Below are 13,516 nucleotides of genomic sequence, written 5' to 3' on the forward strand. Positions count from 1 at the left end.
AAAGGGGGGCGCGGGCCGCCGTCCCGCTCGTGTCAGCCGCCGTACGCGCCGCTCGCCGTCAGCCTCAGAGCCGTGTCGATCAGGGGCACGTGGCTGAAGGCCTGGGGGAAGTTGCCCACCTGGCGCTGGAGGCGGGGGTCCCATTCCTCGGCCAGGAGACCCAGGTCGTTGCGGAGGGCCAGGAGCCTTTCGAAGAGCTTGCGGGCCTCGTCGACGCGGCCGATCATCGCCAGGTCGTCCGCCATCCAGAAGGAGCAGGCCAGGAAGGCCCCCTCGTCGCCCTCGAGACCGTCCACGCCCGCGTCCTCGCCGGTGGTCGGGTAGCGCAGGATGAAGCCGTCCGGGGTGGACAGCTCGCGCTGGATCGCCTCGATGGTGCCGATCACGCGCTTGTCGTCCGGGGGGAGGAAGCCCATCTGCGGGATGAGGAGCAGCGAGGCGTCCAGTTCCTTGGAGCCGTACGACTGCGTGAAGGTGTTGCGCTCCTTGTCGTAGCCCTTCTCGCAGACGTCCCGGTGGATGTCGTCGCGCAGTTCGCGCCACTTCTCCAGCGGGCCGTCCGCGTCACCGGACTCGATGAGCTTGATCGTGCGGTCGACGGCGACCCAGGCCATCACCTTGGAGTGCACGAAGTGGCGGCGCGGGCCGCGGACCTCCCAGATGCCCTCGTCCGGCTGGTCCCAGTGGTCCTCCAGGTAGCGGATCAGCTTCAGCTGGAGGAGCGAGGCGTAGTCGTTGCGTGACAGGCCGGTCATGTGAGCCAGGTGCAGAGCCTCGGTGACCTCGCCGTACACGTCCAGCTGGAGCTGGTGCGCGGCGCCGTTGCCGACCCGTACGGGGCCCGAATTCTCGTATCCGGGCAGCCAGTCGAGCTCCGCTTCGCCCAACTCGCGCTCGCCCGCGATGCCGTACATGATCTGCAGGTTCTCCGGGTCGCCGGCCACCGCGCGCAGCAGCCATTCGCGCCAGGCGCGGGCCTCCTCGCGGTAGCCGGTGCGCAGGAGGGAGGAGAGGGTGATCGCCGCGTCGCGCAGCCAGGTGTAGCGGTAGTCCCAGTTGCGTACGCCGCCGATCTCCTCCGGGAGGGAGGTGGTCGGCGCGGCGACGATGCCGCCCGTGGGGGCGTACGTCAGGGCCTTGAGGGTGATCAGGGAGCGGACGACGGCCTCGCGGTAGGGGCCGTGGTACGTGCACTGCTCGACCCAGTCGTGCCAGAACTCCTCGGTGGCCTCCAGGGCCTGCTCCGGCTCGGGCAGCGCGGGGGGCTGCTTGTGTGAGGGTTCCCACGAGATGGTGAACGCGATCCGGTCACCGGGTGCCACCGTGAAGTCCGCGTACGTGGTCAGCGCCTTGCCGTAGGTTTCACAGGCGGTGTCGAACCACACCGAGTCGGGCCCGGCGACGGCGACCGTGCGTCCCTCGTGCTTGTGCACCCAGGGCACCACGCGGCCGTACGAGAAACGCATCCGCAGCGCGGAGCGCATCGGGACCCGGCCCGTGACGCCTTCCACGATCCGGATCAGCTGGGGCGCGCCGTCACGTGGCGGCATGAAATCGGTCACCCTGACCGTGCCGCGCGGGGTGTCCCACTCGGATTCGAGGATGAGCGAGTCGCCGCGGTACGACCGGCGCGCCGCCGTCGGTGGTTCGGTGTCGGCCGCGTGGGCGGGCCCGAGCCGCCAGAATCCGTGTTCCTCCGTGCCGAGCAGTCCCGCGAAGATGGCATGGGAGTCGAAGCGGGGCAGGCACAGCCAGTCGACTGTGCCGTCCCGGCAGACCAGTGCTGCGGTCTGCATGTCTCCGATGAGTGCGTAGTCCTCGATGCGCCCGGCCACGTGCATCTCCAGTCGAACGGCCACGTCGCCCCCCGAGGGGCGGTCGCTCTGCGGTCAGGGAACAGGAACGTTAAAACGTTAGAAGATTGAACGTTAGAACGTTGGTAAAGCGTCGCTGCGGAACGTCAATTATCGGTGCGATTGTCGTTGCGAAACGAACTGACGAGCTCGCATGGTTCCGGGATACGGGCGGGGATGGTGCCGTGTGCCGGCCGGGCTCGGCAGCGAGTGTCCGAGCAGGATACGACGCACGTGGGTGATCCGCGTGCCGCTCCAGGCAACCCGGCTGGTCCGAACGAGTGAGTCCTGTGTGGTCTGTGCCCATGTGTGTGTGGTCTGTGCCCATGTGCGTGCGGAGCGTGGCCGGAAGCAGCCTCCCCGGGTCGCTGATACCCTGGTAGCCCGTGGACCGGTGGGCAAGAAACCCCCGAACCGCAGCGACGGCACCTCCGGAAATCTTCGGACACCACGCCGGTACGCACACCAGACCGCGACCACGGGAGCCCCCTCTTGGCCATGCCGCCCAAATCCACGACGACCAAGCACATCTTCGTCACCGGGGGTGTCGCCTCCTCCCTCGGCAAGGGTCTGACCGCCTCCAGCCTGGGTGCGCTGCTCAAGGCGCGGGGCCTGCGGGTCACCATGCAGAAGCTCGACCCCTACCTGAACGTCGACCCGGGCACCATGAACCCGTTCCAGCACGGTGAGGTGTTCGTCACCAACGACGGCGCCGAGACCGACCTGGACATCGGCCACTACGAGCGCTTCCTCGACGTCGACCTGGACGGCTCCGCCAACGTCACCACCGGGCAGGTGTACTCGACGGTCATCGCCAAGGAGCGGCGCGGCGAGTACCTGGGCGACACCGTGCAGGTCATCCCGCACATCACCAACGAGATCAAGCACCGCATCCGGCGGATGGCGACCGACGACGTCGACGTCGTCATCACCGAGGTCGGCGGCACGGTCGGCGACATCGAGTCGCTGCCCTTCCTGGAGACCGTCCGCCAGGTCCGGCACGAGGTCGGCCGGGACAACGTCTTCGTGGTGCACATCTCCCTGCTGCCCTACATCGGCCCCTCCGGTGAGCTGAAGACCAAGCCGACCCAGCACTCGGTCGCGGCCCTCAGGAACATCGGTATCCAGCCGGACGCGATCGTGCTGCGCGCCGACCGCGAGGTGCCCACCGCCATCAAGCGCAAGATCTCGCTGATGTGTGACGTCGACGAGGCGGCCGTGGTCGCGGCCATCGACGCCAAGTCGATCTACGACATCCCGAAGGTCCTGCACACCGAGGGCCTGGACGCCTACGTCGTCCGCAAGCTGGACCTGCCCTTCCGCGATGTGGACTGGACGACCTGGGACGACCTGCTCGACCGCGTCCACAACCCGCTCCACGAGATCAACCTCGCGCTCGTCGGCAAGTACATCGACCTGCCCGACGCCTACCTCTCGGTCACCGAGGCGCTGCGCGCCGGCGGCTTCGCCAACAAGGCCCGGGTGAAGATCAAGTGGGTCACCTCGGACGACTGCAAGACCCCGGCGGGCGCCGCCAAGCAGCTCGGTGACGTCGACGCGATCTGCATCCCCGGCGGCTTCGGCGACCGAGGAGTGTCGGGCAAGGTCGGCGCGATCCAGTACGCCCGCGAGAACAAGATCCCGCTGCTCGGCCTCTGTCTGGGCCTGCAGTGCATCGTGATCGAGGCCGCGCGCAACCTGGCCGGCATCCCGGACGCCAACTCCACCGAGTTCGACTCCGCCACCGCCCACCCGGTCATCTCCACCATGGCCGAGCAGCTCGACATCGTGGCGGGCGAGGGTGACATGGGCGGAACGATGCGCCTGGGCATGTACCCGGCCAAGCTCGCCGAGGGCTCCATCGCGCGCGAGGTGTACGACGGCAAGGAGTACGTCGAGGAGCGCCACCGCCACCGCTACGAGGTGAACAACGCCTACCGCGGCGAGCTGGAGAAGAAGGCCGGTCTGCAGTTCTCCGGCACCTCGCCGGACGGCAAGCTCGTGGAGTACGTCGAGTACCCGCGCGAGGTACACCCCTACCTGGTCGCGACCCAGGCGCACCCCGAGCTGCGCTCCCGCCCGACCCGCCCGCACCCGCTCTTCGCGGGCCTGGTCAAGGCCGCCGTCGAGCGCAAGACGGGCAAGTAGCCAAGGGCTGTACGGTGGCCGGGGTGCGCGTCTTTCGGGACGTGTGCCCCGGTTTTCGTTCGGTGCGTAGGAGGAACAGCGCGACATGACGATCAAGGACACCCCCGAGGAGTGGGAAGTCAGGGCCACCGCGACTCCTTTCGTCGGCAACAAGACGTCCGTCCGCACCGACGACGTGGTCATGCCGGACGGATCGGTCGCCCGCCGCGACTACCAGGTCCACCCCGGCTCCGTGGCCGTTCTCGCCCTCGACGACCAGGACCGCGCGGTGGTGCTGCGCCAGTACCGGCACCCCGTGCGCCACAAGCTGTGGGAGATCCCGGCCGGACTCCTCGACGTCCCCGGTGAGAACCCGCTGCACGCGGCCCAGCGCGAGCTGTACGAGGAGGCGCACGTCAAGGCCGAGAGCTGGCGTGTGCTGAGCGACGTCTACACCACCCCGGGCGGCTGCTCCGAGGCCGTACGGATCTTCCTCGCGCGCGATCTCTCCGAGGCCGAGGGGGAGCGCTTCGAGGTCGAGGACGAAGAGGCCGACATGGAGCTGGCCCGGGTCCCGGTCGACGAACTCGTGCGCGGGGTGCTCGCCGGAGAACTCCACAACAACTGTCTCGTCGTGGGTGTCCTTTCGCTGATCGCCGCCCGCAACGGTGACGGACTCGACGCGCTGCGCCCGGCGGAGGCGCCCTGGCCGGCCCGCCCCTTCGAGTCCTGACGCGCCCCGGACGACCTCTCCCACCTTCCGACACCATCAGTCCTACGATCGGCTGATCCGATCGGGGGACGTCTCCGCCGTGCTCCGCCGGGATCGTCGCAGAGCGTGAACTAGGCTCTGGAAACGCCCGAACCGGAGTCCCGGCGGGCTTGCGCGCGCAGTGGGACGGGAGCGTGGCCCGTGGCGGATCAGGCGGTGGACACAGACGGCACGAAGGTGTCGTCGGCAGGGCGGCACCCGGCTGCCGGGTCCGCTCCTACGGAGGGTCAGTTCCTCGGCCGTACACGGGAGTTGAAGGAACTCAGGGTCGACATCGAGCGCGCCGGCCTGGACACCCTGGCGGGCCGCAAGGCACCCCGCGCGCGCGTGCTGCTCATCGCCGGCAGGCCCGGTTCGGGCCGCACCGCGCTCGCCGAGGAGCTCGTACGGCAGGTTGCGGGGAGTTACCCGGACGGGGTGCTGCGCGCCCGGCTCACCGAAGCCGACGGCACCCCCGTGCCCACCGAGCACACCGCGCGGGAGCTGTTGGCGGCCCTGGAGCTGCCCGCGCCGGCCGGGGCCGCCGCCGACGACCTGAGCGAGGCGGTGCGCGAGGCCCTCGCCACCCGCCGCACCCTGCTGCTGCTCGACGACGCGGCCGACGCCGAGCAGGTCGACGCCCTGCTCCCGGACACCCCCGAGTGCCTGGTCGTCGCGGTCTCCGGGGGACCGCTGACCGGCATCGCGGACGTCCGCCCCTGCACCCTGGGCGGCCTGGACACCAAGTCGGCGCTCGAACTGCTGGACCGCTTCACCGGCTCGGTACGCATCACCGTCGACCCGCTCGCCGCCGAGGGACTGGTCGAGGAGTGCGCCGGTCAGCCCGCCGCCCTGCGCCTCGCGGGAGGCTGGCTCGCCGCCCGCCCCACCTCGGCCGTCGCCGACCTCGCCAAGCAGCTGCGCACCGAGGGCGACGACAGCGGCCCGCTCGCCCGGGTCTTCCGCCTCGTGTACACCGCGCTGCCCGCCACCGCCGCGCGGATACTGCGCCTGCTCTCGCTCGCCCCGGCCGGACTCATCGACCCGCACACCGCGTCCGCGCTGGCCGGCTGCTCGGTGGACACCGCCCGGGACGCCCTGGACGACTTCGTCGGCTTCGGCCTCCTACGGCCCGTCGAGTCGCGGCTGCCGCAGTACGAGGTGCCCGGCTGCCTGCTGCCGCTGCTGCGCTCCCTCGCCGAGAGCCAGGACCGCCCCGCCGAGCTGCAGCTGGCCCGCGCCCGGATGCTGGAGCGGACCGTACGGCTGCTGGTGTCCTGCCGCACCATCACGGAGACCGACAACGCGCCCGCCCGCGAGAAGCTCGCCGCGCTGCCCCGCGAGCTGCGCTTCCCGACCCCCAGGGCGGCCGAGGACTGGCTGCGCATCCGACAGCCCGCGCTGCTGGCCGCGGCCCGGCTCGCGGTCGCGGACGGCGAGCTGGACACCCTGGCCAGGCGGCTGATGGCCGCGCTGGTGCGGGCGATGGTCGCCCATTTCGGCACCCGGGCCGCGGCGCCCGAGCTGTACGGCATCCACCGCCTCGTCCTCGACGTCGCGGAGCGTCGGGGCCTGCCCCGCGAGAAGGCCGCGGCCCTGCTCAACCTCGCCGACCTCGACGCGCAGACCGGCCGTACGGCCGACGCCCTGGCCCGCTACCGGGCCGCCCTGGACGCCGGACGCGAGGCGAACGACCCCTACGCGACCGGCCGCGCGATGGAATCCGTAGGCGGCTCCCACCAGGAGCTCGGGGACTACGACCGGGCCGCCGACTGGTACGGCAGGGCGCTCGTCCAGCGCCTGGCCCGCGACGAGCGGGTGGACGCCGCCCGGCTGTACGGCCGTATCGCCACCGTGCACACCTACGCGGGCCGCTACGGCGAGGCGCTGCGCAACTGGCGGGCCGCCGTCACCGGGCACCGCAGGAACGGCGATGTGCCCGCTCAGGCAAGGGCGTTGAGCGAGTTGGCGCGCGTGCAGGAGTACGCGGGGCGGCCCGAGGAGTCACTGCGCACCTGCCACGAGGCGGTCGAGTGGGCGCGCCGCGCCGAGGACCACCGGCTGCAGGCCGCGCTGCAGCTCCGGCTGGCCGACACCCTGGACCGGCTGGGTGACCCCGCCGCGGCGCGACTGCACCGCAAGGCGGCCGAGCGCATGCTGGGTGATGAGCTCCCGGAGAGCGCGACGGCCATGGAAGACACAGAAGGCACGGAACAAGGCGCTAGTGCCTACGAAATCCGTAGTGCATCCGTCGAAGATTGATGCATTGAAAGGCTAGACAGAGAGAACCCCTTCATTAGACTGGCTCCGCCGCGTTCTTTCGTGGTGTCTCCCGGTGCACCCCGTTGCGTCCGGGTATGACATGCATTGCCCCGGCTTGCATCGCCCCGGCCGTGCATAGCCCCAGAACCCTCTGAGTCAAGGACCGTGATCGACGTGAAGGTCGGCATCCCCCGCGAGGTCAAGAACAACGAGTTCCGGGTGGCCATCACCCCCGCCGGTGTGCACGAGCTGGTGCGCAACGGCCACCAGGTCGTCGTCGAGCGCCACGCCGGTGTCGGCTCCTCGATCACGGACGACGAGTACGTTTCCGCCGGTGCGCGGATCCTGGAGACCGCCGACGAGGTCTGGGCCGCCGCCGACCTGCTGCTGAAGGTCAAGGAGCCCATCGCGGAGGAGTACCACCGCCTCCGCAAGGACCAGACCCTCTTCACCTACCTGCACCTGGCCGCTTCCAAGGAGTGCACGGACGCGCTCCTGGAGTCCGGCACCACGGCGATCGCGTACGAGACGGTCGAACTGCCGAGCCGCGCGCTGCCGCTGCTCGCCCCGATGTCCGAGGTCGCGGGCCGCCTCGCCCCCCAGGTCGGCGCCTACCAGCTGATGCGTGCCAACGGCGGCCGCGGTGTGCTGCCCGGCGGTGTCCCGGGTGTGCTGCCCGCCAAGGCGGTCGTCATCGGCGGCGGCGTCTCCGGCTGGAACGCCGCGCAGATCGCCATCGGCATGGGCTTCCAGGTGACCCTGCTCGACCGCGACATCAACAAGCTCAAGGAGGCGGACAAGATCTTCGGCACGAAGATCCAGACCGTCGTCTCCAACGCCTTCGAGCTCGAGAAGGCCTGCCTCGAGGCCGACCTCGTCATCGGTGCCGTCCTCATCCCGGGTGCCAAGGCCCCGAAGCTGGTCACCAACGAGCTCGTGTCGCGGATGAAGGCGGGAAGTGTTCTTGTCGATATCGCGATCGACCAGGGCGGCTGCTTCGAGGACTCCCGCCCGACCACGCACGCCGAGCCGACCTTCCCGGTCCACAACTCGGTCTTCTACTGCGTCGCCAACATGCCCGGCGCCGTGCCCAACACCTCGACGTACGCGCTGACCAACGCCACGCTGCCGTACATCGTGGAACTGGCCAACCGCGGCTGGGTCGAGGCGCTGCGCCGCGATCCCGCGCTGGCCAAGGGCCTCAACACGCACGACGGCAAGGTCGTTTACCGGGAGGTCGCGGAGGCGCACGGCCTGGAGCACGTGCAGCTGGAGTCCCTGCTCGGCTGAGACACCGAAGGGTGACCGGACGCGTATTCGGCTGACCCGTCAATCGGCAAAAGGCGATACGTCAACACAGGTCGTCAACGCCCCGCACCCGGCCGGACCTTGCCCAACAAGGTCCGGCCGGGTGTGTGTCGGGTCACTTTGCGACACACGTTCAACTCGCCACGAACGTAACCCTTCAACCGATTCGCACACCCGTGAAACCTGCTGTGCGACGGCCTTACGCCCTTGACAGAGGGGTGTTCGGTTGCCGACGCATCGGGTCGGGTCCGGCGGATTGTGTTGCTGCGGACCGGTGACACGCCATAGAGTCGCCAACCGTCGGCATGGTGCCACGCTGACCTATCGAGAAGTTTCCTGGTCACCAAGGAGGTAAGACGACTTGTGAATGAGTCGACATTTACTCCCGGGGGTGGTCAACCAGGAATGCCGGCGCGGGGCCAGGGCCCCACGGGGCTCGAGGCTGTCGGCTCCGTCGCTGTCCGAACCTTCGCAGCCCACAAGAGTCCCCGGATGACTCAGACAGCACACCCGAGCATGGATGGCCATCACGTGAACGCCATGGCCGGCAACGGAAGTGGCGAGAATCGCACCCACTTCGCCGACTACGACGAACTGCCCGAGGGGCACTTCTACGACCCCGATGCCGAATACGAGCCCGATCCGGAGTACGCGGCCACGCTCGCGCCCGACGCGGCCCGTCAGCGCCGTGAGCGCGTCGGTCCGACCGGACGCCCGCTGCCGTACTTCCCGATCCCGGGTCCGCTGACCAGTCACGGCCCCGCGACGATCATTGCGATGTGCAACCAGAAGGGCGGCGTCGGCAAGACGACGTCGACCATCAACCTGGGTGCCGCGCTCGCGGAGTACGGACGCCGGGTCCTGCTCGTCGACTTCGACCCGCAGGGCGCGCTCTCCGTGGGTCTCGGCGTCAACCCCATGGAGCTCGACCTCACCGTCTACAACCTGCTCATGGAGCGGGGCATGGCGGCCGACGAGGTGCTCCTGAAGACGGCGGTCCCGAACATGGACCTGCTGCCCAGCAACATCGACCTGTCCGCCGCCGAAGTGCAGTTGGTGTCCGAGGTCGCGCGCGAGTCCACGCTGCAGCGCGCGCTGAAGCCGCTGATGGCCGACTACGACTACATCGTGATCGACTGTCAGCCCTCGCTCGGCCTGCTCACCGTCAACGCCCTCACGGCGGCCCACAAGGTGATCGTGCCGCTCGAGTGCGAGTTCTTCGCCCTGCGCGGTGTCGCGCTGCTCACCGAGACCATCGAGAAGGTCCAGGAGCGGCTCAACCCCGAGCTGGAGCTCGACGGCATCCTCGCCACGATGTACGACTCCCGCACGGTGCACAGCCGCGAGGTGCTCGCGCGCGTGGTCGAGGCGTTCGACGATCACGTCTACCACACGGTGATCGGCCGGACCGTCCGCTTCCCGGAGACCACCGTCGCCGGTGAGCCGATCACCACGTACGCCTCCAACTCCGTCGGTGCCGCCGCCTATCGCCAGCTCGCCAGGGAGGTGCTCGCCCGGTGTCACGCCGAGTGAGTCTGCCGGGGGCCGACGAACTGTTCCGTACCACCGGGGGCATGGCGCTCCAGTCATCCACCCCCACCCGCCGGACCAACGGCGAGGCCCGGGTGCCGGCTCCGGCCGGTGAGAGCGAGCCGGCCGCCGTCGCGGACGACGCGCCGCAGTCGGTGCCCGTGCGGGGCGGTGACGGCGAGGGTGACGAACACGTCGCCGCCGACGCCGACACGGGGGAGTCCCGCAGCCGGGGTACGGCCCCGGAGCGCTCGGCGCGGCGCCAGGCGACGCAGGAGGGCGCGGCCGGGCAGCAGCCCGCCCGTGGCAAGCGTTCCCGCGCCGCCAACCGGCGGCCCAGCGGGCGGGAGCGGCACGACGAGAAGATCACCGTGTACGTGTCCGCCGAGGAGCTCATGGACCTCGAGCACGCCCGGCTGGTGCTCCGCGGAGAACACGGGCTCGCGGTCGACCGCGGCCGGATCGTCCGCGAGGCGGTCGCCGTCGTACTCGCCGATCTTGAATCCCGCGGGGACGCGAGCATCCTCGTACGAAGGCTTCGCGGGCGGTAGAGGTAGCCTGCGACGGCTATGACCTCGAACGACACCTCTGTCCCCGCCGGCTCCGGCGGCCGTCGCCGTGTCCTGGGCCGGGGCCCCGGCGCGACGCCGGTCCCGACGGAGGGGCTGGGCGGACCGGCCGAGGATCCGGTCGAGGCGCCGGTCGAGCCGGTCACGGGGCGGGTCGAGTCGGCCGAGGGGCCCGTCGAGGCCGCCGCGGAGACGGTGCCCGAGCCTCCGGCCCAGGCCGAGGCTCCCGCGGCTGCCGGCGAAGTCGGTGACGGGGTCTTCAAGGTGCGGCTCGCCAACTTCGAGGGGCCGTTCGACCTGCTGCTTCAGTTGATCTCGAAGCACAAGCTCGATGTCACCGAAGTGGCGCTGTCCAAGGTCACCGACGAGTTCATGGCGCACATCAGGGCGATGGGGCCGGACTGGGACCTCGACCAGACGACCGAGTTCCTGGTCGTCGCGGCGACGCTGCTCGATCTGAAGGCCGCCCGGCTGCTGCCCGCCGCCGAGGTCGAGGACGAGGCGGACCTCGCACTCCTGGAGGCGCGGGACCTGCTCTTCGCGCGGCTGCTGCAGTACCGCGCGTACAAACAGATCGCGGACATCTTCAACGCCCGGCTCGAGGAAGAGGCCCGCCGCTACCCCCGTACCGTCGGGCTCGAACCCCACCATGCCGAGCTGCTGCCCGAGGTGGTCATCAGCATCGGGGCGGAAGGATTCGCCAGGCTCGCCGTGAAGGCGATGCAGCCCAAGCCCAAGCCGCAGGTGTACGTCGACCACATCCACGCCCCGCTGGTGAGCGTGCAGGAGCAGGCCGGGATCGTGGTGGCGCGGCTGCGGGAGCACGGGGAGGCCAGTTTCCGCGCCCTTGTCGAGGACACCGAGGACACCCTCACCGTCGTGGCCCGGTTCCTGGCCCTGCTGGAGCTCTACCGGGAGAAGGCCGTGGCCCTCGACCAGGAGGAGGCCCTCGGGGAGCTCATGGTGCGCTGGACGGGCGGGGACGGCGACGCCCAGCCGAGGGTGACGGACGAGTTCGACCGCCCGGCGGAGGCGGCCAAGGACGACAAGATCAAGGACGGCGCCAAGGAGGAGAAGGCGTGAGCGAGGAGACCACCGACGTCCCGGCGGGCCTGCGTACCGTCGCCGACCTCGACCTGAAGCCCGCCCTGGAGGCCGTCCTCATGGTCGTGGACGAGCCCGCGACCGAGGAGCACCTCGCGAAGATCCTGGAGCGGCCCAAACGGCAGATCAAGGACGCGCTGCGGGAGCTGGCCGACGAGTACACCGTCCAGGGCCGCGGTTTCGAGCTGCGGCTCATCGCGGGCGGCTGGCGTTTCTACACCCGGCCCGAGTACGCGGCGGCCGTCGAACGCTTCGTCCTCGACGGGCAGCAGGCCCGGCTCACGCAGGCGGCCCTTGAGACCCTGGCGGTCGTCGCCTACCGCCAGCCGGTCAGCCGATCCCGGGTCTCGGCGGTCCGCGGAGTGAACTGTGACGGGGTGATGCGCACCCTGTTGCAGCGCGGTCTGGTCGAGGAGGCGGGCACGGAACCCGAAACAGGTGCGATCCTGTACGTGACGACGAACTACTTCCTGGAGCGAATGGGCCTGCGCGGTCTGGACGAGCTCCCGGAGCTCGCGCCCTTCCTTCCCGAGGCGGACGCGATCGAGGCCGAGACGCTGGAAGGGGTCCCGTCGTTCGATCCGGATGCACCGGACGCAGATGCAGACGACACGACGACGACGGAACTTTGATGCGAAGCAGTGGCAGTGGCAGTGGCAGGAACAGCGGGCGCGGCAACCCGCGGGGAACCGGCGGGGGCAGCAGCCCGCGGGGAACCGGCGGGGGCGGCAACCCGCGGGGGAGCGGTGGGGGCGGCAACCCGCGGGGGAGCGGTGGGAGCGGCTCCCAGCCGAGGAGCGCGGGAGGGCGCGACGACAGGCCGAAGCGTCCCAGCAAGCCCCGTCCCGAGGAGCGCCGCTACGACGTAGGCCCCGGGGCCTCGCCGGACGGCCCGAAGTCCGGGCGCGGCAACGCGGCGCGCGGCGGCGCCAAGGGCGGCCCCAAGCAGGGCCAGCAGCGCGGCGGCCGTACGGAGCCCTCGCGCTCCCGCGAGTACGAGACGCGGACCGAGGAGCGCAACCGGGACCGGTACGCGGGCAAGCCTGACGTCAAGCTGCCCAAGACCTTCCCGGGCGCCGAGCAGGAGGGTGAGCGCCTGCAGAAGGTGCTCGCGCGTGCGGGCTACGGCTCCCGGCGCTCCTGCGAGGAGCTGATCGAGCAGGCCAGGGTCGAGGTCAACGGCGAGATCGTCCTGGAGCAGGGTCTGCGCGTCGACCCGGAGCACGACGAGATCAAGGTCGACGGGCTGACCGTGGCCACGCAGTCGTATCAGTTCTTCTCGCTGAACAAGCCGGCCGGCGTCGTCTCGACGATGGAGGACCCCGAGGGCCGGCAGTGCCTCGGCGACTACGTCACCAACCGGGAGACGCGGCTCTTCCACGTCGGGCGGCTCGACACCGAGACCGAGGGCGTCATCCTGCTCACCAACCACGGCGAGCTGGCCCACCGCCTGACCCACCCCAAGTACGGCGTGAAGAAGACCTACCTCGCGCACATCGTGGGCCCCATCCCGCGCGACCTGGGCAAGCAGCTCAAGGACGGCATCCAGCTGGAGGACGGGTACGCGAAGGCGGACCACTTCCGGGTCGTCGAGCAGACCGGCAAGAACTACCTCGTCGAGGTGACCCTGCACGAGGGCCGCAAGCACATCGTGCGCCGCATGCTCGCCGAGGCCGGCTTCCCGGTCGACAAGCTCGTGCGGGTGTCCTTCGGCCCGATCACCCTGGGCGACCAGAAGTCGGGCTGGCTGCGCCGCCTGTCGAACACCGAGGTCGGGATGCTCATGCAGGAGGTCGATCTCTAGGCCCCGCCCGACGGCCCTGGAGGGCCCTGTGCGCCCTCCGCCCGCCTTCCCCGCCCATCCGGGAGCACGGCGGGCTCCTGTGCGCTCCAGGGGCCACTGAGGGCTTCTGTCGCGGATGCACGAAACGCGGCAGAGGTCTTGTGGACACGCACTCGCACTTTTTAGAGTCGTCATGACTATTAGTCGCGGTGATCGCGGGGCGCGGTGG

10 protein-coding genes are annotated in these 13,516 nt (G+C 70.3%); 9 read left to right on the forward strand and 1 reads right to left on the reverse strand.

All coding sequences use genetic code 11. The annotated features are described in order from the left end of the window. Positions 1–32 precede the first annotated feature (32 nt). Positions 33–1,841 (reverse strand): glycoside hydrolase family 15 protein, encoded by a 1,809-nt coding sequence (locus OG819_RS25590; RefSeq protein WP_266634206.1) that lies wholly within the window; start codon positions 1,839–1,841, stop codon positions 33–35. 510 nt (positions 1,842–2,351) lie between these two features. Here OG819_RS25590 and OG819_RS25595 point away from each other — a divergent pair. From OG819_RS25595 to OG819_RS25635, 9 genes are all read left to right on the forward strand, one after another. Then, positions 2,352–4,001 (forward strand): CTP synthase, encoded by a 1,650-nt coding sequence (locus tag OG819_RS25595; protein WP_067364904.1) that lies wholly within the window; start codon positions 2,352–2,354, stop codon positions 3,999–4,001. 85 nt (positions 4,002–4,086) lie between these two features. Further along, positions 4,087–4,713, forward strand: a complete 627-nt coding sequence (locus OG819_RS25600) for an NUDIX hydrolase (protein ID WP_266623601.1) — start codon at positions 4,087–4,089, stop codon at positions 4,711–4,713. Between the two features lie 180 nt (positions 4,714–4,893). Further along, entirely contained in the window at positions 4,894–6,993 is a 2,100-nt protein-coding gene (locus tag OG819_RS25605; protein ID WP_266415639.1) for a tetratricopeptide repeat protein, read from the forward strand. A 165-nt stretch (positions 6,994–7,158) separates the two neighbouring features. Then, the gene (gene ald, locus OG819_RS25610) at positions 7,159–8,283 is read left to right on the forward strand and encodes an alanine dehydrogenase (protein ID WP_266651255.1); all 1,125 of its coding nucleotides are present in this window, start codon (positions 7,159–7,161) and stop codon (positions 8,281–8,283) included. A 423-nt stretch (positions 8,284–8,706) separates the two neighbouring features. Then, on the forward strand, positions 8,707–9,834 hold the full coding sequence (locus tag OG819_RS25615; protein ID WP_266623598.1) for a ParA family protein: 1,128 nt from the start codon (positions 8,707–8,709) through the stop codon (positions 9,832–9,834). After that, on the forward strand, positions 9,819–10,382 hold the full coding sequence (locus OG819_RS25620) for a hypothetical protein (protein WP_266581546.1): 564 nt from the start codon (positions 9,819–9,821) through the stop codon (positions 10,380–10,382). Before OG819_RS25615 ends, OG819_RS25620 begins: the two co-directional genes overlap by 16 nt. An 18-nt stretch (positions 10,383–10,400) precedes the next feature. Further along, positions 10,401–11,483: a segregation/condensation protein A gene (locus OG819_RS25625; protein WP_266651256.1), complete on the forward strand. Its 1,083-nt coding sequence runs from the start codon at positions 10,401–10,403 to the stop codon at positions 11,481–11,483. Then, positions 11,480–12,136: an SMC-Scp complex subunit ScpB gene (gene scpB, locus OG819_RS25630; protein WP_266415649.1), complete on the forward strand. Its 657-nt coding sequence runs from the start codon at positions 11,480–11,482 to the stop codon at positions 12,134–12,136. Before OG819_RS25625 ends, scpB begins: the two co-directional genes overlap by 4 nt. Beyond that, positions 12,136–13,308, forward strand: a complete 1,173-nt coding sequence (locus tag OG819_RS25635) for a pseudouridine synthase (RefSeq protein ID WP_266651257.1) — start codon at positions 12,136–12,138, stop codon at positions 13,306–13,308. The genes scpB and OG819_RS25635 overlap by 1 nt, the downstream gene beginning before the upstream one ends. Positions 13,309–13,516 lie beyond the last annotated feature (208 nt).

It is taken from the genome of Streptomyces sp. NBC_01549 (assembly GCF_026339955.1).
Taxonomy (GTDB): Bacteria; Actinomycetota; Actinomycetes; order Streptomycetales; family Streptomycetaceae; genus Streptomyces.